Raw genomic sequence first — 21968 nt, 5'->3', positions numbered from 1 at the left:
CGGCTCCTTCTGTCCGGCGGGCCCCACGATTGCGCCCTGCCGGTTTGTGAATCTCTACATGTGGCGCGGCGCGTTATTGACCTTAGGGCCGCTCCGCAAGTCCGAACGGGACTATCCGGTTCATCGCGTCATGCCCGATATCGGCACTGCCGAGGTAGGCGATCGAGTGATGCGCACACCAATGGCGGGCGATTTCCTCCGCCTCGACACCGAACGGACGGTCGTTTTCCGGCACGTCGCTGACCCTGCCGAGGCGCAGGCCTGCCACACCGCCAAGGTGCGCGGTGAGGTGGAAAAACAGCCGATCCACCGCGTAGAGATACTCCGATACCTCCTCCACCAGCACGACATGCTTCGCCAGCCCCGGCATCAGAGGCGTACCGCAGAGCATCGCCAGCGTCATCAGGTTGAAGGCGACGCGCGGATGATCGTCGCCGGTGGGCTCCACGCCCGAGGCATCGCCGGTCAGCCACCGCAATGCGCGGCGCACCGCCTCCGCCCCACCTGCCCGGCGAATATCGGCCAGCATCGGTCCGTGAACCGGCTTGCCAATGCGCGCGCGATAGAGCCCACCCAGCAGATAGCCGGCATCGGAATAGCCGAGGAAGGTCTTCGCCTGCGCATCGTGCGTAAACTTCGCAATGGCCGCTTCCGCCACACGGCATGCACCATAGCCACCGCGCGCGAACCACACCGCATCCACCGAAGGATCGTTCGCGCACTCCACCAGCGCCGCGATCCGCCGCGCGTCGCTGCCCGCGAAATGGCCCTCCACTTCGAAGCACTGATCGTGGATGACAAGCTCCACATCGGGGAACTCGGCAGCCGCCAGAGCGACGACGGCCTCCGCATCCTCGCGGGTGATCGGGGTGGACGGTGCACAAACTGCGATACGGGTCATGGCTCCTTCCTATCGAGGTTGTCAGGACGAACAAGGCCGCATACCGAAGCGTCATGACTTCCGATCACGATCTCACTTCACACCCCTGGTTCTTCTGCGGCATCGGCGGATCGGGCATGTTGCCGCTTGCACTGATCCTTCGGGGCCACGGCGCGCAGATCGCGGGATCGGACCGTAGCCGCGATCAGGGCCGCACCCCGGAAAAGTTCGCCTGGCTGGAAAGCCTTGGTTTCGACCTGCACCCGCAAGATGGCAGCGGCATTACCGGCGCCAAGCAAACGCTAGTCGCCTCGGCGGCGGTTGAAGATACGGTGCCCGAAGTAGTCCGCGCGAAAGAGTTCGGCTGCCCGCGCATGAGCCGTGCGCAGCTTCTGGCCACGCTCTTCAATGCGGCGCCCTTCGGCGTGGCCATCGGCGGCACTTCGGGCAAGTCGACCGTCACCGGAATGACCGGCTGGATCACGACCCATGCCCGCCGCGATCCCACGATCATGAACGGCGCGGTGATGAAGAATTTCGTCAGCCCCGACGCCCCTTTCGCCAGCGCCCGCGTGGGTCAGGGCGAGGTCTTCGTGTCGGAAGTGGACGAGAGCGACGGGTCCATCGCGCTTTATCGCCCGAAAGTCGCGGTGCTGGGCAACGTCAGCCTCGACCACAAGAGCCTTGAGGAACTGCGCCAGCTTTTCGGCGATTTCCTTGCCCGCGCGGACACCTCCGCGATCAATCTGGACGATGCGGAAACCGCCGCCCTCGCCCCGCATGCCAAGGCGCTGGTTACCTTCGGCATTGCATCGCCGGACGCGCAGATCGGCGCGAGCGATGTGGTCGAAGGGCCGACTTCGCTGACCGCCACTGTGCTGGATCGCCGCGACGGAACTTCGCATCCACTGGCACTGAAAGTGCCGGGTCGACACAACCTCTACAATGCGCTCGCCGCCATCGCCGCGGCCAATGCCGCCGGGGTTTCGGTGGCCGAGGCGGTCGAGGCGCTGGGCAGCTTCGTGGGGCTTGCGCGCCGGTTCGATATCGTCGGCACCTCGCCCTCCGGCGTGACGGTGATCGACGATTTCGGCCACAACCCGGACAAGGTTTCGGCCACGCTGGCCACGCTCAAGGCCCATCCGGGCCGCGTGATCGCGTTCTTCCAGCCGCACGGCTATGGCCCGCTGAAGCAGATGGGCCACGAACTGGCCGAAGTGCTGGCCTCCAAGCTGGGGCCGGACGATGTGACGATCCTGTGCGACCCGGTCTACTTCGGCGGCACCGTAGACCGTTCCGAAGGCAGCGAGCGCATCGTGCGACTGATCGAAGCGGACGGCGGAAAGGCTGAATACGTCCCCTCTCGCGAGGACTGCGCCAGCCGCATCGTGGAAATCGCCAAGCCCGGAGACCGCGTGGTCGTGATGGGTGCGCGCGACGATACGCTGACGGTTTTCGCGAAGGACCTGCTCGCGCGCCTGCCCTGATTGGAAAGTCCGGGGCGCGATCAGTGCGCCCCGGCTTCGTCCTTCCCGCCGCGCATGTGGGCGATCACGTGCACGGCAACGGCAATCACCGCGCCCAGCACCAGGCCGACCACCGCAGAAGCCAGCGCATAGCCCAACCAGCCCAGCACGCCCCCGACGGGGCCGCCCAGCACCGCCAGCCAATGTTCGATGCCGTGCGCCAGATGCGCCGGAGCGGGAACGCCCAATTGCTCAAGTCCGTGCAGGATGATCCCGCCGCCGACCCAGAGCATCGCCAGCGTGCCTACCGAGGCCAGCACCGTCAGCACCTTGGGCATGCCGTTGACGAGCATGCGGCCGAAAGCCTGCGTGCCCTTTCCTTCCTTCTTGGCGAGATGCAGGCCGATATCGTCCATCTTCACGATCAGCGCGACGGCGCCGTAAACGCCGGCCGTGATCAGGATGCCCACCAGCGCCAGCGCCACCGCGCGCGTGATCAGCGAACTGTCGGCCACTTCCGAAAGCGCGATAGCCATGATCTCGGCGGAAAGAATGAGGTCGGTACGGATCGCGCCGGAAACGCGAACCTGTTCGAACGTCACCGCGTCCTGCACCGGCTGCTCAAGCGTTTCGCCGTGCTTGGCGCCGCCGAACTTTTCGATAACCTTCTCCGCCCCCTCGAACGCCAGATAGGCGCCGCCGATCATCAGGATCGGCGTGATCAGCCAGGGCAGAAAGGCGCTGAGCAGCAGTGCGATGGGCAGCAGGATGAACAGCTTGTTGCGCAGCGATCCCTTGGTGATCTTCCAGATGATCGGCAGTTCGCGCTCGGGCGTGAAGTCGGTGACATAGCCCGGCGTCACCGCCGCATCGTCGATAACCACGCCGGCCGCCTTGCTGCCGGCCTTGGCGACCCCCAGCCCCACATCGTCCAGCGAAGCGGCAGCGGCGCGGGCGATCACCGCCACGTCATCGAGAAGAGCAACGAGGCCGGAAGCCATCGGAAGAAAAATCCCTCATCATTGAAACACAGACCGCTGCCATGCGGGCGAATTTTTCGCCGATCAAGCAAATCCCGCAAAATCCTTGATTGCAAAGGGACTTGAGCAAGGTCTTGCAACCGGCTCTCCGCGACTTTTCCGCTTTCCTCGCACCCCTGCCCTTAACGCCTTCCCGCCGCGACCGTTCTCTGGACTGTCCGGAGGGAGCCTCCCACGGCACCTTCCAACTTCTTGATACTGGGGAAAAATCATGTCGGTTATCAACACGAACATCAGCGCCATCCGCGCATCCAACGCCTCCATCGCCGCCAACAAGACGCTGAGCACCGCGATGGAACGCCTCTCCACCGGCAAGCGCATCAATTCCGCCAAGGACGATGCCGCCGGCCTTGCCATCTCCACCTCGATGAGCTCGCAAATCCGCGGCATGAGCCAGGGCATCCGCAATGCCAACGACGGCATCTCGCTGGCGCAAACCGCCGATGGCGCGCTGGACGAAGTGGCCAACATGCTGCAGCGGGTCCGCGAACTGGCGATCCAGTCGGCGTCGGGCACCTATCAGGACACCGACCGCGATGCGATGCAGCAGGAAGTGACCGCGCTGACCGACCAGATCGGTGACATCCTGACCACCACCACGTTCAACGGCAACGCACTGTTCTCCACCACCTCGGGCTCCGACGTCACGTTCGATATCCAGACCGGGTCGAACTCGGGAGAAAAGGTCACGCTCACCTCGGTCGCCATCGACGGCACCCACCTGGGCACGGCACTGGACGTTTCGGACAGCACCGCCGCCTCGGCCACGCTGGACCATGTGGACGCCGCGCTGAAGTCCGTGAACGCCAACCGCGCCTCGCTCGGCGCCGGGCAGAACCGGCTGGAATCGGCGATCAACAACCTGACCAGCAATGTGACCAACCTGTCCGACGCCCGCTCGCGGATCGAGGATGCGGACTATTCGGTGGAAACCACGTCCCTCGCCAAGTCGCAGATCCTGAGCCAGGCCTCCACCGCGATGATCGCGCAGGCCAATCAGGCCCAGCAGGACGTGCTTTCGCTCCTGCGCTGATCGGTTCCCCAGCGAAACCTTCGGTTTCATCAAGACCCGGCGGGCAGCGATGTCCGCCGGGTTCGTTTTTTGGTCAGGTGTGACCATTCCCCACACCTCGTCATTGCGAGCGCAGCGAAGCAATCCAGAGCGGTGCTGAACTGCCCTGGATTGCTTCGCTACGCTCGCAATGACGAAGGAGGCAAGGAAAGTGCCCGGTCGGCTGGCCTCAGAACTCGACGTCGAGTTCCTCGATATCCTCCGGCTCCGCCTTGGCGGCCGCCAGCCATTCGGCCATCGGTGCCCACGCCGCGACAGCATCGCAATAGGCGCGCAGGCGATCATCCATCGGCACCGCATAGCTCAGGAAGCGGCGGGTAACCGGGGCATACATCGCATCTGCCACCGTCGGCTTCTTGCCGAACAGGAACGGGCCGCGATAGGTGTCGAGGCACTCGTTCCAGATTGCCTCCACCCGCTCGATATCCGGCCGCGCTCCGGAGAAGATCGGGAAGCTCTCGTGCTCCACCTTCAGGTTCATCGGCAGGGCCGAACGCAAGTTGGTGAAGCCCGAATGGATCTCGCCCGAAACCGACCGGCAGTGCGCCCGCGCGATCGGATCGGCCGGCAACATCCCGGCATCGGGGAACTTCTCGTTGAGATATTCGGCAATCGCCAGCGTATCCCACACACTCGCCCCTTCATGGTCGAGGCGGGGCACCAGCACCGATGGAGTGAGCAGCAAGAGTTCGGCCCGGTTGGCCGCATCGTTGACGACAGTCTTCTCCTCAACCTCCAGCCCGGCCAGACGGCACAGCAGCCAGCCGCGCAGCGACCAGGCCGAATACGTCTTGCTGGAAATCGTCAGCCTCGCCCCGGCGGAACCCTTAACGCCCGACTCGCTCACTGCTGTCTCCGCCTAAGTGTGCTTTTGCTTGCATCAGCTTATGATGCAGCGCAGCATGAATCCAGCGCCGATTGCACGCCAGAGCGAATCGCGCACGTACTGCCCACAGGGAACAGACCGCGCATGCTCTATCAGGCGTATCAGACGTATTCGGACTTGCTCGAACTGCCGCGCTGGGCCGCCCGAAATGCCGTTTCCCTGCGTGACGATTACCTCGGCGGCGCCCATGAAATGCCCTGGATGCGGCGGTTTTTCGCGCTCGCGGAGACGTTCGAGAAGGCGACGATCACCCACCAGCGCCCGTCCTACGGCATTACCTCCGTCATGAGCGGCAATCGTGAGGTTGCGGTGCGTGAGGAAGTCGTGGTGGACCTACCTTTCGGCAACCTGCTGCACTTCGCCAAGCATGATGTTGCAGTGCCGCAGCCCAAGATGCTGGTCGTCGCCCCGCTCTCCGGACACTACTCCACGCTGCTACGCGATACCGTGTTCACACTGCTGCGCGATCACGACGTCTACATCACCGATTGGAAGAACGCCCGCGACATCCCCGTGAGCAAGGGGCAGTTCGGGTTCGACGACTTCGTCGATTACGTGATCCACTTCCTGCAGGAACTGGGCGATCCGGTCGAACGCCGGGGCGCGCATGTGCTCGCCGTCTGCCAGCCCTGCGTTCCGGTGCTGGCTGCCGTGGCACTGATGGCGCAGGACGACGATCCCTGCCAGCCGCGCTCCATGACGCTGATGGGCGGCCCGATCGACACGCGCGAAAGCCCCACCAGCGTCAACGAACTCGCGACCGAGCATCCTTTCAGCTGGTTCGAGGATACGATGATCCAGGAAGTGCCCTGGCGCCACAAGGGCGCGGGGCGCAAGGTCTACCCCGGCTTCATCCAGCTTACCGCCTTCATGTCGATGAACATGGGCCGCCACTTCGGCCAATTCCGCAAACTCTATCAGGCTCTGGCAGACGACCGGCAGGCCGATGTCGAAAAGATCGAGACGTTCTACGAAGAATACCTCGCCGTGCTGGACCTGACGGCCGAGTTCTATCTGGAAACCATCGACAAGGTGTTCCAGCGCGCGCTGCTGGCCAAGGGCGAGCTGGAACACCGTGGCCGCAAGGTGGACTGCGGCGCCATCCGCAAGACCGCGCTGCTCACCGTAGAGGGCGAGCGCGACGATATCTGCGCAGTGGGGCAGACGGCGGCGGCGCACTTCCTGTGCTCCAGCCTGCGCCCGCACCTGAAGCGGCATCACTTGCAGCCCGGCGTCGGCCACTATGGCCTATTCGCCGGTTCGCGCTGGGAAACGCAGGTCTATCCGCAAGTGCGCAATCTGGTGCTGGCGGTAAGCTGAGGCGCCCTACCCTTCGGGAAATTCCTCGTGCCCCAGGTTGGGCCAGAGGAAGTTCGTGCAAGTCATCATTACGCTGAAATCCAGCGAGCGCACCTGATGCCACCAGCCGATCGGGATGTAGAGCATGTCCCCCGGCTCCAGCGTCACGTCATAGCTTGCCACCTGCTTCGCCAGCGGATGCGCGTCCAGACGCGCGGGATCGTCGAGGTCGTGAACCGCGCTGAAGACATGCCGGTGATTATAGAGCAGCCGCGTCTGCGAAGGCGGCACCAGACGCACATGCTTGCGGCCGGTGACCTGGATCAGCAGGTTGTTGGTCAGGTCGAAATGCAGCGGCGTGAAAGTACCTTCCGGCCCCACCCAGAGCATTCCCGGCGCCGCAGTCAGATAGTCCGAAATCGGCGTTACGTCCGCCATCAACGGCGCGAAGGCAGCCGCGTTGGTGCCGCTGTTGTAGGCGGTTATATAGGCGTCGTTGCCCTGCCCGCTGGTGATCATCGCGATGAAGGCGTCGAACGCCATGCGGCGCTTGTGGCGTTCCTTGGCGAGTTCGAAATCGGCGGCGCCGTTGCGGCCGCCCTGATACTCGATCTCGGCAGATCCCACCGCTTTCGCCAGATAGTGGGGCGTCCACTTCGCCAGCGCGGGCCACTGGTCGATGGCGCCCTCGATCACCACCGGGCGACCGGGCGCGTAGAAATGATCGAGGAAGGCGTGCCCCGGCAAGTCGCGGCATCGCATCAGCGCACTGGCGTTCACGGAAAGTCTCCTCTGCCGTTCCTGTACCTGCATGATCCAGTCCCGCCGCGCGGCCGCGATGGAATCGGATACCTCGGCCGCAGCGTTCGCCGCCCCGGCGCGCGCGCCACCCGTATAGGGCCGTGCCGCGTCGAGGCCGCCCAGACCGATGGCCTTCAGCGCCGCATCGAGCCTGTCGTTTCCGCCTGTCATCCGAAGTCTCCTGCCGGCCCATACCGGCCCGATTAAAAGCGCTGTCAACTTGCAGGCCACTATTGCGCGCGAATGGCAATGGCCTACACATTCGCGCCGTCAGAATTGGGGGAAATTCAAGTGTATCTGGGGAAAGTCTCGCGGGCCGTGCTGGCCTGCGCCATCGTCTCTGCCGTTTCGGCGCCGGCTTTCGCGGGGGAGGCGATTCTCTACCAGCCCGCCCCGGCATGGGTGAAGATCGCGGCTCTGCCCGCCACCACTGCCGATGCGCCGCCTTTCACCGTGTTCGATGCGCAGGAAAAAGTCGAAGGCGGCCAGCTTTGGCGTTATTCGGATACCGCCGTGCGCATCGGCTCGGCGGAGATGCTGGCGCAGTTCTCCACCGTAGGCGCGCAGTGGTCGCCGGATCAGGGCGATCTTATCATCCACGAAATCTCCATCATCCGCGATGGCGAGACGATCGACCTGATCAAGAACGGCATGAAGCTGGACGTGCTGCGGCGCGAGGAACTGCTGGAACAGCGCCAGCTCAACGGCGTGCTCAGCGCCACCGCCGCGATCCAGGGCCTGCGCGTGGGCGACATGTTCCGCCTGCGCTATTCGATCACCCAGCGTGACAAAGTGCTCGGCGACCGCGTGCAGAGCACGATCGGCCTGCCCACCCGCCCGCTTCGCATGGGCACGGGCCGCCTGCGCGCGATCTGGCCAGTGGCGGAGAACGCCAAGTGGCAGATCCTTGCGAAAGACTTCGCCGCCACCCCCGTGCGCCATGGCGATACGATGGAACTGGAAGTCGCGCTGCCACTCGCCAAGCAGCCCGAGATGCCGAACGATGCGCCTGCCCGTTTTCGCCCACTGCCGATGTTCGAACTCACCACATTCCGCGACTGGGCTGACGTCTCGCGCACGTTCGCGCCGCTCTATGCCGCCAAGGGCTTGATCGCGGACGGCAGCCCGCTTGCCGCCGAGGCGGACAAGATCGCCGCCACCTCCACCGATCCGCTCACCCGCACGCAGGCCGCGCTGCAACTGGTTCAGGACAAGGTGCGCTATCTGGCCGTGCAGATGAACGGCGGCAACTATACGCCGCAGAAGCCGGACGAGACCTGGCCGCTGCGCTATGGCGACTGCAAGGCCAAGACCCTGCTGCTGCTCGCCCTGCTGGACCGTCTGGGCATCGAGGCGGAGGCCGTGACCGCCAGCGCCACCGGCGGCGCCTATGACCTGCCGCGCCGCCTGCCCAGCGCCGCCGTGTTCGACCACGTGTTGGTCCGCGCCAAAGTGGGCGGGCAAAGCCTCTGGCTGGACGGCACCGGGATCGGATCACGGATTGATGACATCCATGACACGCCGGACTTCGGCTATGTCCTGCCCTTGCGCAGTGCCGGGGCCGAGCCCGAACTGATCGAGACCCATGCCAACGCCCGCCCGACCATGGAGCTGGATGTCGATTATGATGAGAGCACCAGCCTGGACCTGCCCACCGTGGTCACCGCCAAGGTCACGCTGCGCGGGCCGCAGGCGCTGAGCCTTGGCCTCGCCGTGAACTCGCTCGATGCCGAACAGCGCGACGAAATGGTGCGCGGCCAACTCGGCAGCATTTTGGGCGAAGGCCAGTTCACCGATCTTTCGCTGGAAGCTTCCCCCGAAACCGCCACTACCGTGCTGAAGGGGCGCGGTATCATGACCACCGAGTGGAAGCGGCGCGACCGGCAGATGAAGCGCGGCGTGGAAGGTATGCTCAGCAGCTTTACGTTTGCGCCCGACCGCGCCCGCGCCGAATGGCGTGAAATTCCGGTGGCGACTCCCCAGCCGGTGAGCATGGTTTATCACTTGCGGGTCAAGCTGCCCGATGGCGGCACCGGTTATACGATGGAGGGCGCCGGCGATATCGATGCGACGGCGGGCGGATCGCACTTTACCAGCCATGCCGCCATTGCCGACGGCGTCTTCACCTATACCGAACGCAAGGAAGGCACCGGCCGCGAGGTTCCGGCCGATCGTATCGCGGCGGACCGGGCCCAGCTTGCCAAGGCACAGACGCAAGTGCCGCAGCTCGTCGCGCCGGCCAATGCGACGCGGCGCTGGGAACTCGGATCGGCCGCGAAGGGATCGACCCAGCTTGCCGCCATCGAAAGCGTGTTCGGCAAATCGATGGCCGCGAAGGAGCCGGAAGCCCTTCCCTGGGTCGCCCGCGCCAGCCTGCGGCAGGGCACCGGAGACTACAAGGGTGCGCGAGAGGATCTGACCCGCGCCATCGCCCTTTCCGCCGATGCCGCTTCCTACCTCGATCGCGCTTCTGTCAATCGCGCGCTGGGCGACCTGCCTGCCGCCATGGCCGATGCGCGCAAGGCGCAGGAACTCGATCCATCGGACAATGCCGCGGCCGAACTGGTGGCAACGCTGCTAGCACAAGACGGCAAGGCGGCCGAGGCGCGTGAACTGCTGGACGAGAAGATCGCCCTGGGCGGCGAGCAGAAGCGTGGCTGGGAAATGTCGAAGGTGGAAAAGCTGGGCCTCTACGCCGATGCCACCGAAGCGCTGACGATGCTGGACACGATGATGACCCAGCGCCCGCAAAGCCCCGAGTTGCTCAACCTGGCCTGCTGGATCAAGGGTATGCGCGGGATCGACGTGGAAGGCGCGGTGCGGCAGTGTTCCAGCGCCGTGGAACTCGCCGCCAGCCCGGTAGGCCCGCTGGACAGCCGCGCCGTCGTATGGTTCCGGCTTGGCCGGTACGACGATGCGCTCAAGGACCTCGACGCGGTGATCCTTGAGGCACCCACACAGGCGGAAAGCCGCTACATGCGCGGCATCGTCCTGGCCCACCTTGGCCGCGCGGCGGAAAGCAAGACGGAAATTGCGGTCGCTCGCAGGCTGGATCCCGGCGTGGACGCGCTTTACACGAAGCTGGGGATCAAGCCCTGAGCGGGAGCGGCGTCTGATGGCGCCGCGCCCGAAGCTCTTCACCCCGAATCCGCTTGCATTCCCCCGCCGATCCGCATAAGGGCGCGCCTTCCGTCTCCACCCTTGTGAGGCGGAAAGGACGAAAGCCGGAGGGGCCCCGCAATCCCGCGGACAAGCCAGCGATCGGTTAGATTAGAGAAAAGGAAGCTGCCGTGGCTCTTTATGAGCACGTATTCCTGGCGCGCCAGGACCTCAGCCAGGCGCAAGTCGATGCGCTTGCCGCCACCGCTACCGAGATCGTCGAGTCGAACCAGGGCAAGGTCACCAAGACCGAGACCTGGGGCCTCAAGAACCTCGCGTACAAGATCAAGCGCAACCGCAAGGCGCACTTCGTGATGCTGAACATCGAAGCTTCGGGCGACGTCGTCGCCGAGCTCGAGCGTCAGACCCAGATCAACGAAGACATCATCCGTTACGTGACCATCCGCGTCGACGAGCACGAAGCTGGTCCGTCGGTCATGATGCGCAAGACCGACCGCGAGCGTACTCGCCGTCGCGAACGTGAAGGGAACTAATTTCCATGGCACGCGCATTCTTCCGCCGCCGCAAGTCCTGCCCGTTCTCGGGCAAGAACGCTCCGGCCATCGACTATAAGGACGTTCGTCTGCTCCAGGGCTTCATGTCCGAGCGTGGCAAGATCGTTCCCAGCCGCATCACCGCGGTTTCCGCAAAGAAGCAGCGTGAGCTGAGCCAGGCGATCAAGCGCGCCCGGCACATCGGCCTCCTGCCCTTCATCGTCAAGTAAGGGGGACGAACCTCATGGATATCATCCTCCTCGAGCGCATCGAAAAGCTGGGCGCCATTGGTGACGTCGTTTCCGTCAAGGACGGTTACGCACGCAACTACCTGCTGCCCAACAAGAAGGCGCTGCGCGCCAACGAAAAGAACAAGAAGGTCTTCGAAGCCAACCGCGCGAAGATCGAATCGGACAACGCTGAGCGTCGTTCGGCTGCCGAAGCCCACTCGGGCAACGTCGAAGGCAAGCAGGTCGTCCTGATCCGCGCTTCGTCGAACTCGGGCCAGCTGTACGGTTCGGTTTCGGTGCGCGACATCGTCGACGCCCTGAACGCCGAAGGCGCCGAAGTGACCAAGCAGATGATCGTTCTCGAACGCCCGATCAAGACGATCGGCGTGTTCGACGTTCGCGTCAGCCTGCACCCCGAAGTCGCCGTCACCGTCAAGGTGAACGTCGCTCGCTCGCCCGACGAAGCCGATCTGCAGTCGCAGGGCGTCGACGTCATGGCCGCGATGTTCGAACAGGACGTCTCGGGCTTCACCGAAGCTTACGACCCGAACGCCGAACCCGGCGAAATCGCGGTTGAAGAAGCTGCCGTGGAGAGCGAAGAGGAAGCCTGAGCTTCCCCTTCCGCTTGACCACTGTTTCGAAAGGCCCTCGCTCCCTCGCGGAGCGGGGGCTTTTCTCTTATCTGCGAACGAGATGATGACCGAAACTCCCACCGACCTGCGCGCCGATTATGCCGCCGACGCGGAACTGCGCGAAGCACTGCTGGCACTGAACAATGCCCACGCGGTCGAACTCTCGCTGGCCGACGAAGCACGGATGGCAATGCTGGTGGAGCGGGCCTTCGTGGCGGCCCGGATCGGCACGCTCGACGCCGCGCTGATCGCCTTCGATCAGGATGCCGATTACGACAGCGCCAACTTCCAGTGGTTCCGCGAACGCTATCCGCGTTTCGTCTACGTCGACCGCGTTGTCACTGCGCCAGCAGCACGCGGCCGCGGCCATGCCCGCACGCTCTACGCCCATCTGTTCGAACAGGCCCGCGCCGCTGGCCACGAACGTGTCGTCTGCGAGGTCAATTCCGATCCGCCGAACCCGGCCAGCGAGGCATTCCACCTGGCCCTGGGCTTCGAGCCCGTCGGCGAAGCACTGTTGGAGAACGGGAAGACCGTGACCTACCTCGCCCACACACTTCGCCGGTGACTATTGCACTGCAACACGAATCGCGTAAGTGTGGGAGATGGAAACGATAGAAAGCACGATCGCGGAACTGGTCCGCGTCTATGAAACCGCCGTCACCACCCTGAAGGCCGACATTGCCGCCTTCGTAGAGAACGGCACCCTCCCCCCTTCCGATCGTCGCGAGACGCGCGCCTGGTGCTATCCGGAACTGCGCATCACCTATCACGGTGTCGAGCGCGGCTCGTTCTACAGCCGTTCGTTCGGGCGCCTGAACGATGCGGGCACCTACGTCACCACGATCACTCGCCCGCGCCTGTTCGCGGATTACCTCAACGAACAGCTCGGCCTTCTCCACGAAGACTACGAGATCGCGATCGAGGTCGACCGCTCCACGCAGGAAATCCCCTTCCCCTACGTGCTGGACGGCATCGGCATGGGCAGCGTCACCCCGCAGGAACTGGCCGCGCACTTCCCGACCACCGAACTCGCCATGATCGGGGACGAGATTGCCGACGGCATCTTCACCCAGCCGCAGGACGAACCCGTCCCGCTGGCCCTGTTCGATGGCCTACGCACCGATTTCAGCCTGGCGCGCCTGCAGCACTATACCGGCACCAGCGTGGAGCACTGCCAGCGCTTCATCCTCTTCACCAACTACCACCGCTATGTGGACGAGTTCGTGGACTGGGCCGGCCAGCAGATCGGCACCGATGGCTACACCGCGCTTTCGGGCGCCGGCGGCCTTTACCTCGATGCGCCGGTCGACAATGCGCGCGAGCGTTTGTCGGACACCGCATGGCGCCGTCACCAGATGCCGGCCTATCACCTGATCCGGCCGGACAAGTCGGGCATCACGCTGGTCAACATCGGCGTCGGCCCCTCCAACGCCAAGACCATCACCGACCATCTCGCGGTGATCCGCCCCGAAGTCTGGCTGATGATCGGCCACTGCGGCGGCCTGCGCGAAGGGCAGCGCATCGGCGACTACGTGCTCGCCCATGCTTATCTGCGTGACGATCACGTGCTTGACCACGTGCTGCCGCCAGAAATCCCACTGCCCGCCATTGCCGAAGTGCAGCAGGCGCTGGCCAGCGCAGCCGAGACGGTCAGCGGCGAAGGCGGCGCCAATCTCAAAAAGCGCATGCGCACCGGCACCATCGTCACCACCGACGATCGCAATTGGGAACTGCGCTACACCGAATCCGCGCACCGCTTCAGCCTCAGCCGCGCGATCGGCATCGACATGGAGAGCGCGACCATCAGCGCCCAGGGCTATCGCTTCCGCGTACCCTACGGCACCCTGCTCTGCGTTTCGGACAAGCCGATCCACGGTGAGTTGAAGCTGCCCGGTCAGGCGAACCGCTTCTATGAGGAAGCGATCGCCAGCCACCTGAAGATCGGCCTCCAGGCCTGCGACCTGCTGCGCGCCGAAGGTGAGCGCCTGCACAGCCGCAAGCTGCGCGCGTTCAACGAACCGCCGTTCCGCTGATCGACGGCGGCAGCAAGCCGCCCTCCTCGATGAACGCCAGAAGCCGCCGCCTTCCACAATGAAGGCGGCGGCTTTTCGTTGCGCATTCCGCAAGCGTCATTCGCGCATCGACAGGGTAGCCGCGCCCGTTTTGAACTACCCACCGGCATCAGCACGCCCTCCACGCAATGAATACCGCGATGCAGCGCATGCAGGCGGCATCAAATTATAAAGCGAACGTCATTAGGGACATTTTCGAGCTTGATTACGCCACACGCAACAGCTATTTCCTAGAATTGAAGCCGCTGAAAAATAGCTGAAATGATGTTTCAATTGAATTTCTTGTTGTAGCTTTAAATTTTCATATACTTTTCGTATCATGAAATAGTTGTGGCGATTCTACAACTCCGCCAAATTCAATCGAACATTACTATTAATCCTGCATGACAACTGCAGAACTCCCCCGCACACCGGCGGCCTGATTTCGACGCGCACACCCTCTCCCGCGTCGGGATCCGCAATAGGGAGTAATCAATGACATCCGAGATGAAGCGCCTTCTGCTGGCGTCCACGCTCCTCATGGGTCTGCCGGTCGCAGCACAGGCCCAGGACAACACCGCCACCGCATCCGGCGCGGAAGCCGAACCCGACAGCGGCGCAATCGTCGTCACCGGTTCGCGCCTGTCCAACCCCAATCTCGAACAGGCCGCGCCGATCATGGCCGTCTCCGCGCAGGAGATGAAGCTGACCGGCCAGGTGAACGTCGAGAACATCCTGAAGGACCTGCCGCAGATCCTGCCGGGCACGACCGCAGCATCGAACAACCCCGGCGGCGGCGTCGCCACGGCCGACCTGCGCGGCCTGGGCGCGGCGCGCACCCTGGTGCTGGTGAACGGCCACCGCTACGTTTCGTATGACACCAACCAGATCGTCGACCTCAACACGATCCCGACCGCGCTGATCGAGCGCGTGGACGTGATGACCGGCGGCAAGTCCGCCGTTTACGGTTCGGACGCGGTTACCGGCGTCGTCAACTTCGTCACCAAGCAGAACTTCGACGGCGTGCAGGCCAATGCCAACTATCGCCTGACCGGCGAAGGCGACGGCGCGACGTACAATGGCGGCCTTCTGGTCGGCAAGAACTTCGCCGACGGCCGCGGCAACATCACCGTTTACGGCGATTACACGCAGCGCAAATCGATCCTGCAGTCGGGCCGCAGCTATACCTCGGTAGCGCAGACGGACGACGGCGCAGGCGGCCTGACTGCCGGCGGCTCCAGCTCGATCCCGGCCGGCCGCATCGCGCTGGGCGGCAACAACTACAAGTTCGGCGAAGACGGCAGCTATTCGCCCTACACCTCGGCAGACGCTTACAACTACGCTTCCGAAAACTACCTGCAGGTTCCGCAGAAGCGCGTCCTGTTCTCCGGCCAGGGCCATTTCGACTTCAGCGATCACCTGACGCTCTACGGCGAAGGCCAGTTCATCCATAACAAGGTGAAGAACCAGCTGGCCCCGACGCCGCTCACCGGCACCTACTCGCTCGACACGGATTCCTCGTTCCTGTCGCCCGATACCCAGGCGCTGCTCTCCAGCTACGACACCGATGGCGACGGCTACACCTCCGCCTCGGTCTATCGTCGCCTGTCGGAAGTGGGCAACCGCGTCTCGAACATGGACAGCAAGGCCTATCGCGGCCTGATCGGTGCCCGCGGCCAGATCATCGGCAGCTGGAACTACGACGCGTACTTCAGCTATTCCCGCACCAAGCAGGTAGAGCGCCAGTACGGCAACGTCTCGGCCAGCCGCGTGCAGCAGGCCCTGCTGACAAGCTACGATTCGAGCGGCAACCTGGTCTGTTCGGACACCAGCAACGGCTGCGTCCCGCTGAACATCTTCGGTGCCGGCAACATCAGCCAGGAAGCGGCCGACTTCATCTCGATCGACACGGTGAACCGCTCGACCATCACCGAGAAGGTTGCCAGCGGCGCGATCACCAACGACAACCTGTTCGATCTGGGCGCCGGCGCCGCCAGCATCGCCTTCGGCGCGGAATACCGTAACGAACACGGCAGCTTCAACCCGGACGAGGCACTCGCTTCGGGTGACGTGATCGGCTTCAACGCCTCCGAGCCGACCTCGGGCGGGTACAACGTGAAGGAACTCTTCGCGGAAACCTTCGTGCCGCTGCTGGCCGACAAGCCTTTCGTCGATCGCCTTGAATTCAACGGTTCGTATCGTTTCTCGGACTATTCGACGGCGGCCGATCAGGTCAGCACGTTCTCGCTCGGCCTCGTCTGGGCGCCGATCAAGGACATCAGCTTCCGCGGCCAGTTCTCGCGCGCGGTGCGTGCGCCGACGGTGAACGACCTCTACAGCGGCAGCGCGCAGAACTTCGAGACGGCATCCGACCCCTGCACGACCTCGACCGCGCTGACCAACGCCAACCTCAACGCCAGCTGCCTGTCCTCCGGCATCCCGTCGAACCTGATCGGCACCGCATACAATGGTGGTGACGCGCAGATCGACAGCTACAACGGCGGCAATCGCAACTTGCGCGAAGAAACAGCCTACACCTGGACCGTCGGCACCATGATCCAGCCGCGCGCGATCCCGGGCCTGTCGCTCACTGTCGACTACTACCACATCAAGATCGACAACTTCATCACCGCCGCCGGCACGTCGAACATCATCTCGGCCTGCTACGGCACCGCATCGAATGGTTGGACGCCTTACGACACCAGCTACTGTTCGCTGCTGCCGCGTGACAGCAACAGCTACACGATCACCGGCGCGGTCGATAACCTGTCGAACTCGGGCGGCGTGAAGACCGACGGCATCGACTTCGACATGCAGTACGCGATCCCGCTGGCCTTCGGCGTGCACGATTCCAGCAAGTTGACGCTGCGCATGAGCGGCACCCGCCTGCTGAACTGGACGTTCAAGCCGATCGCCGCCCTGTCCGACCTGACAGTGGACTGCGCCGGCAAGTTCGGCCTGCTCTGCGGCAACGTCTATGCCAAGTGGCGCCTCAATGGCCGCATGACCTGGGCGACCGACGGCAAGACCCTGTCGCTCGCCTGGCGCCACCTCTCGCCGGTCAAGGACGACGATTCCTCCACGGAATACAGCGTGGAGAAGATTAAGGCCTACGACTACTTCGACCTCACCGCGAGCATCGACGTGGCCAAGCGCTTCACCTGGAATATCGGCATGAACAACATGTTCAACAAGAAGCCGCCGATCCTGGGCGACAACCAGGAGCAGTCGAACACCTACCCGACGACCTACGACGTCTACGGCCGGACGTTCTTCACCGGCATCACTGTCGATTTCTAAATCGGCGATTATTCGATTTCGTCACGGGAAGGGAGCCGGGTCAAACCGGCTCCCTTTTCTTATGCCCGATCCGAAACTGTGTTTTGGACGGTTCAGACTACCCGGTTGCCAGACGGCAAAAGGCAAGTCATCCTCTCCGAAAAAGACGGCGACAAAAGTCGGCCGTAAGTTGGGAAGAGGACAAGACTGCTTATGAAAGCTGCCCGTGCCGGCGTTTCTCTTGCGAGCCTGCTTCTGCTGACGGCCACCGGCTGTTCGGAACTGAAGCCCGCCGCCGATCTTGGTTCCTGCTGGAACGTCAACTCCTCCACATCCGGCCCCGTGCAGGGTCAGGCCGTGCTGGTTTCCAGCGTGGACGGCTTCTCGCTTCAGGCGCCCGGCTGCGACGATCATACCGGCCGCAACCGCTTCGAACTTTCGCGCGATGCCACCCAGGCGCTTTCCGGCGTGCTGGCCGGGCATCCGCGCTTCGTGACGTTCCGGTTCTCCGGCCACATCCTGCCGCGTTCGGGCCACAAGTCGCTGTGGATCGGCAACCTCACCAATGCCGCCGCCAGCGACAATGGCCCGGCCTGGATGCCGAAGCTGCAGTAGATACGAAAAGGGGCCCTCCACCAATCGGCGGAGAGCCCCCTTCCCTTTAGCGATCAGCCGCCGTTACCAGCCGGCCTTCTCGCCCTTGTTCTGCTCGTCCAACCACTTCTGCAGCGGCGCGAAGTAGGCCAGCATCGGCTTGGCGCTCAGCTTGTCGCTGCCGGTGAAAGCCTTCAGCGCTTCCGGCCAGGGCTTGGACATGCCCATCTTCAGCATGCGGTCGAGGTTCTCGCCCACCTTCTTGTTGCCGTAGAAGCTGCAACGGTGGAGCGGGCCCTTCCAGCCGGCCTGCTTGCACGCGGCTTCATAGAACTGGAACTGGAAGATGCGCGCCAGGAAGTAGCGCGTGTAGGGCGTGTTACCCGGCACGTGGAACTTGGCGCCGGCGTCGAAGCCGTCATCCGGGCGAGCCGACGGCGGCACGATGCCCTGATAGTCCTGGCGCATCTTCGTCCAGGCCTTGTTGTAGTCGGCGGGCTGGATCGAACCGTCGAAGATGCCCCAGCGATAACGGTCGATCAGCAGGCCGAACGGCAGGAACGCCACCTTGTCCATCGCCTGACGCAGCAGCAGGCCGATGTCCTTGTCGGCGCTGGGCACCTTGTCGAGCAGGCCGATCTGGACGAGGTACTGCGGCGTGATCGACAGCGCGATGAAGTCACCGATCGCCTCATGGAAACCGTCGTTGGCGCCGTTGAGGTAGAGGTAGGGCTGCTGGTTGTAGGCGCGCTGGTAGTAGTTGTGGCCCAGCTCGTGGTGAATGGTGACGAAGTCTTCCGAATTCACCTTGGTGCACATCTTGATGCGCACGTCGTCCTTGTTGTCGATATCCCAGGCCGATGCGTGGCAGATCACCTCGCGGTCGGCGGGTTTCACGAACATCGAGCGCTTCCAGAACGTTTCCGGCAGCGGCGCGAAGCCGAGCGAGGAGTAGAAGCCCTCACCATACTTCACCATGTCCAGCGGGGTCTTGCCCTTGGCCTTCAGCAGCGCGCCGATGTCATAGCCAAGATCGCCCGCGCCGGCCGGAGCCACCAGCGGGTAGATGTTGCCCCATTCCTGCGACCACATGTTGCCCAGCAGGTCGGCGCGGATCGGGCCAGTCCTGGGCTGCACGGCATCGCCATACTTCTCGTTCAGCTTGTGGCGCACGTAAGTATGCAGCGCGAGGTAGAGCGGCTTCACTTCTTCCCACAGGCGCTGCGTTTCAGCCGAGAACTGCTCCGGCGTCATGTCGTAGCCCGAACGCCACATGGCACCGACGTCGGCATAGCCGAGTTCCTTGGCGCCCTGGTTGGCGATGCCGACCATCTTGACGTAATCGCCCTTCATCGGCGCGCCGACGTTGTTGTGCCAGCTGGTCCACATCTCGGCGAATTCGGCCGGCGTGTGCGAGAGGTTGCCCATCTCCGCTTCGATGTCCGAACCGTTGATTTCCTTGCCGTCCAGCGTGCCGCGGCCCTTGCCGTAGGCGGAGGCAAGGCGGGTGGAGATCGTGCTCAGCTCATCGGCCGCGCCCGGCTTGGTCGGCGCCGGCAGGACGATGCCCTGACGCAGGATGGAAAGCTTGCGGGCGACATCGGGATTGAGGCCCGGAACGTTCGCGTACTTCGCTGCGGCGACGGCATAGGCCACCTGCTTCTCGGTAATCGCCGCGTTCGACTGCGCCGCCAGCGCGTCGGTATCGTCGGTGATATTGGTATAGTTCACCCAGTTGATGCGCGCATTGTCGACCGAGGCGGGGAAAAGGTCCTTTTCGGCATCGGCGATGAACTGCGCGGCCCCGGCGGCGGTGACGGGATAGTCCGCCTTGGCCTCTTCGGCGAAGGCGGGAACGGCAAGGCCGAAGCAAAGCCCGGCGGCAAGCGCCGCGCGTGCGGTGGATGCGAATTTCATGGGGGTGCCCTCTTGGTATGTTCTGATGGCGCCGGAGACTAGCCGGGCTTCCCGCGAGATCAACCGTGTAGGGTTACGGATGCCGGATAATTCTCAATTCAAGCCGGCCGATGGCAGAAGAAGTGGTTCGCGCAAAGGCGCAAAGACGCGAAGAGCTTATTCCTTCTTTGCGCCTTTGCGCCTTTGCGCGAACTGAAAGGAGTGCAGGCGCATATCCTCGCTCCAACCTTTTCGCCGTCTCCGCCTGCGCGGGGACGACGAGGTTCAGTGGTGATGGAAGTGAGCTTGTCCCTGCTCAATCGAGCAGGAACGCCGCCATGGCCCGGCCCATGTCCTTGAATGTCACCGAGGACATGTGATTGCCCGGCGTCTCCACATAGTGCCCATCGGGCAGCGCCGCCGCCAGTTCGGGCGCGGAACCGTTGTCGTGATCGTCCTTGCCGCAGACGCAGAGCGTGGGCATCGAAACCTGCGCGATGGCATCGGCGGGCGTATCGTCCACCGACTGCAGCAGCAGTCGCGCCGCCACGCGGTCGATCTTCATGGACTTCATGAACGCCTGCGCCACGAAGGCCTTGTCGCCGCGTTCGATGGTGCCGAAACGGTCGATGGCATCCACGAAATGCGCCGAACGCCGCGCCCAGCCGGACAGGCCGGTCAGGCCCATGCCGCCCAGGATCAGTTTGCGCGGCGCCAGCCCCGCCAGCACGCCGCGCACCGATGTCCGCGCACCCAGCGAGAAGCCGCCAAGGTCGAAGTCGCCGAGGCCAAGCTGATCGACCGTCGCCTTCAGATCGCGCACCAGCACGTCGCCCGGATAGGCATCGGCGTCGTGCGGCGCGCCGCTCTGCCCGTGGGCGCGCAAGTCCGGCATGAACACCTCGAACCCGGCATCGGCCAGGATCTTGGCATTGCCGTACTTGATCCAGTTCACGTCCGCGCTGGAGAACAGCCCGTGCAGCAGCAGCAACGGCCGCGCGCCGTGATCGCCCATGACATGCACCGCCAGCCGCGTACCGGCATAACCTTCGAGATATTCGGTCTTCGCTTCGCTCACTGCAAATTCGCCTGCTTTACGGGATGGTCGATCATTCGGGCGATCACTCGGGCGGCTCCATGCCGGCCGCCTTCCAGCGATCGATCACATTGGGATTCTCCGCGCTCGTGTAGCCGGGCAGATGCCTTACGTCAGCCCATGCCGGCAGCATGGATTCGGTGGCATAGTTGTGCTCCGGCCGAAACGGCGTGGGATCGTCGAAACTGCCGACGGTCAGGTCGATGTTCTTCGCACCCTGAAGGAATTCGAACCCCAGCGGCGTGCCGCAGTGCGAACAGAACGGCCGCCGCGCGATGGGGGAGGATTGATACCAGTCCGGCTCGCTGTGCCACGTCACGTTCTCACGCGGCGGGTTGATGAAGGCGATGGAGACGCCCCCGGTCGCCTTGCGGCACATCTTGCAATGGCAGAGGTAGGCCTTTTCCGGCTCGACCTCCGCCGTGTAGCGAATGCGGCCGCACTGGCAGCCGCCACTCATGGAGACGGTCATACCGCCCCCTCAGACGGGAGTCGGCTGGATCGGCCGGATATCGCCGATGACGTGCGCCATGAAGTCCGCCTTGCCGAACTCCAGCCCCTGCATCCTCAGGATCGCGTAAGTGGTGATGAGGTGGAAATAGAGGTTGGGCAGGATCCAGTCGTCGAGATAGCGCTGGCCGGAAAGATCGAGGCACATGCCGATGGCCTCCAGCCGGATATGCCGCTTTTCCGGCATGACCAGCCCCTCGGCCACGCCCGCCTCCACATCGGCCGATGCCGTGGCGAGCATCGCCTTGGCCTCTGCCCAGCCGCTCGGCGCCGTCACCGCGTTCGAGCGATCCTCGCCCCGGCACCAGCCGAGGAACAGTTCCGCCTGCGTCACCGTGGCGGCCACCTGCCAGCTGAGCGGATGCATGTCCGGTGCGACCCGCGCGGCGGCAAGCGCGTCGAGATCCCGGCCCACCCAGAGCCCCTCGGCCTTGTCGAGCATGGCGGACAGCGTCTTCAGGCGGCTGACAATCAGCGTCAGCGCTTGCGTGGCGTCGGTATCGGGCATGAAATCCTCCGTTGATCGGGTGCGCCCTAGATGGAACCCATAGGCGGCCGCGACAAGCGCTCAGAGTCCGTT

19 protein-coding genes are annotated in these 21968 nt (G+C 64.0%); 11 read left to right on the top strand and 8 right to left on the bottom strand.

The genetic code is table 11. The features are described 5' to 3' along the window. Window positions 1–82: 82 nt before the first annotated feature. Complete coding sequence (locus ACZ1JC_RS17965; protein WP_465135580.1) at window positions 83–901, bottom strand: LD-carboxypeptidase; 819 nt, start codon at window positions 899–901, stop codon at window positions 83–85. A gap of 53 nt (window positions 902–954) precedes the next feature. On the opposite strand from ACZ1JC_RS17965, the gene ACZ1JC_RS17960 reads away from it, so the two are divergent. Further along, window positions 955–2367: a glutamate ligase domain-containing protein gene (locus tag ACZ1JC_RS17960; RefSeq protein WP_465135581.1), complete on the top strand. Its 1413-nt coding sequence runs from the start codon at window positions 955–957 to the stop codon at window positions 2365–2367. Window positions 2368–2387: 20 nt separating this feature from the next. On the opposite strand, the gene ACZ1JC_RS17955 is transcribed toward ACZ1JC_RS17960, so the two are convergent. Next, window positions 2388–3347, bottom strand: coding sequence for a DUF808 domain-containing protein (locus ACZ1JC_RS17955; RefSeq protein ID WP_465135582.1), 960 nt, complete (start codon window positions 3345–3347; stop codon window positions 2388–2390). 250 nt (window positions 3348–3597) lie between these two features. Here ACZ1JC_RS17955 and ACZ1JC_RS17950 point away from each other — a divergent pair, with 250 nt between their 5' ends. Further along, the gene (locus ACZ1JC_RS17950; RefSeq protein WP_465135583.1) at window positions 3598–4419 is read left to right on the top strand and encodes a flagellin N-terminal helical domain-containing protein; all 822 of its coding nucleotides are present in this window, start codon (window positions 3598–3600) and stop codon (window positions 4417–4419) included. Window positions 4420–4627: 208 nt separating this feature from the next. On the opposite strand, the gene ACZ1JC_RS17945 is transcribed toward ACZ1JC_RS17950, so the two are convergent. Continuing rightward, entirely contained in the window at window positions 4628–5305 is a 678-nt protein-coding gene (locus ACZ1JC_RS17945) for a glutathione S-transferase (protein WP_465135584.1), read from the bottom strand. Between the two features lie 123 nt (window positions 5306–5428). Between ACZ1JC_RS17945 and ACZ1JC_RS17940 the strand changes: the two genes are divergently transcribed. Continuing rightward, a complete protein-coding gene (locus tag ACZ1JC_RS17940) occupies window positions 5429–6664 on the top strand; it encodes a polyhydroxyalkanoate depolymerase (protein ID WP_465135585.1) in 1236 nt (411 codons plus the stop codon). Between the two features lie 6 nt (window positions 6665–6670). On the opposite strand, the gene ACZ1JC_RS17935 is transcribed toward ACZ1JC_RS17940, so the two are convergent. Beyond that, a complete protein-coding gene (locus ACZ1JC_RS17935; protein WP_465135586.1) occupies window positions 6671–7615 on the bottom strand; it encodes a cupin-like domain-containing protein in 945 nt (314 codons plus the stop codon). Between the two features lie 120 nt (window positions 7616–7735). On the opposite strand from ACZ1JC_RS17935, the gene ACZ1JC_RS17930 reads away from it, so the two are divergent. From ACZ1JC_RS17930 to ACZ1JC_RS17895, 8 genes are all read left to right on the top strand, one after another. Then, window positions 7736–10543: a DUF3857 domain-containing protein gene (locus ACZ1JC_RS17930; protein ID WP_465135587.1), complete on the top strand. Its 2808-nt coding sequence runs from the start codon at window positions 7736–7738 to the stop codon at window positions 10541–10543. 191 nt (window positions 10544–10734) lie between these two features. Then, a complete protein-coding gene (gene rpsF, locus ACZ1JC_RS17925; RefSeq protein ID WP_465135588.1) occupies window positions 10735–11097 on the top strand; it encodes a 30S ribosomal protein S6 in 363 nt (120 codons plus the stop codon). A 5-nt stretch (window positions 11098–11102) separates the two neighbouring features. Next, a complete protein-coding gene (gene rpsR, locus ACZ1JC_RS17920) occupies window positions 11103–11327 on the top strand; it encodes a 30S ribosomal protein S18 (RefSeq protein ID WP_086490477.1) in 225 nt (74 codons plus the stop codon). Window positions 11328–11341: 14 nt separating this feature from the next. After that, complete coding sequence (gene rplI / locus ACZ1JC_RS17915) at window positions 11342–11938, top strand: 50S ribosomal protein L9 (protein WP_465135589.1); 597 nt, start codon at window positions 11342–11344, stop codon at window positions 11936–11938. 82 nt (window positions 11939–12020) lie between these two features. Beyond that, window positions 12021–12527 (top strand): GNAT family N-acetyltransferase, encoded by a 507-nt coding sequence (locus ACZ1JC_RS17910; RefSeq protein WP_465135590.1) that lies wholly within the window; start codon window positions 12021–12023, stop codon window positions 12525–12527. 37 nt (window positions 12528–12564) lie between these two features. Then, entirely contained in the window at window positions 12565–13995 is a 1431-nt protein-coding gene (locus ACZ1JC_RS17905; protein ID WP_465135591.1) for an AMP nucleosidase, read from the top strand. 513 nt (window positions 13996–14508) lie between these two features. After that, window positions 14509–17313: a TonB-dependent receptor gene (locus ACZ1JC_RS17900; RefSeq protein WP_465135592.1), complete on the top strand. Its 2805-nt coding sequence runs from the start codon at window positions 14509–14511 to the stop codon at window positions 17311–17313. Window positions 17314–17505: 192 nt separating this feature from the next. After that, on the top strand, window positions 17506–17907 hold the full coding sequence (locus ACZ1JC_RS17895; RefSeq protein ID WP_465135593.1) for a hypothetical protein: 402 nt from the start codon (window positions 17506–17508) through the stop codon (window positions 17905–17907). Between the two features lie 63 nt (window positions 17908–17970). On the opposite strand, the gene ACZ1JC_RS17890 is transcribed toward ACZ1JC_RS17895, so the two are convergent. From ACZ1JC_RS17890 to ACZ1JC_RS17875, 4 genes are all read right to left on the bottom strand, one after another. After that, window positions 17971–19803 carry a M2 family metallopeptidase gene (locus ACZ1JC_RS17890; protein WP_465135594.1) on the bottom strand — a complete coding sequence of 611 codons (1833 nt, stop codon included), beginning with the start codon at window positions 19801–19803 and terminating at the stop codon, window positions 17971–17973. Window positions 19804–20098: 295 nt separating this feature from the next. Continuing rightward, window positions 20099–20797 (bottom strand): alpha/beta fold hydrolase, encoded by a 699-nt coding sequence (locus ACZ1JC_RS17885; protein ID WP_465138555.1) that lies wholly within the window; start codon window positions 20795–20797, stop codon window positions 20099–20101. 106 nt (window positions 20798–20903) lie between these two features. Next, the gene (locus ACZ1JC_RS17880) at window positions 20904–21350 is read right to left on the bottom strand and encodes a GFA family protein (protein ID WP_465135595.1); all 447 of its coding nucleotides are present in this window, start codon (window positions 21348–21350) and stop codon (window positions 20904–20906) included. 9 nt (window positions 21351–21359) lie between these two features. Beyond that, entirely contained in the window at window positions 21360–21896 is a 537-nt protein-coding gene (locus ACZ1JC_RS17875) for a DUF1993 family protein (protein WP_465135596.1), read from the bottom strand. Window positions 21897–21968 lie beyond the last annotated feature (72 nt).

The sequence above is a fragment of the Sphingomonas sp. BL-S-28 genome (assembly GCF_055521515.1).
The sequence above is the reverse complement of the archived record's forward strand: the minus strand, read 5'-3'. Positions and strand labels throughout refer to the sequence as shown.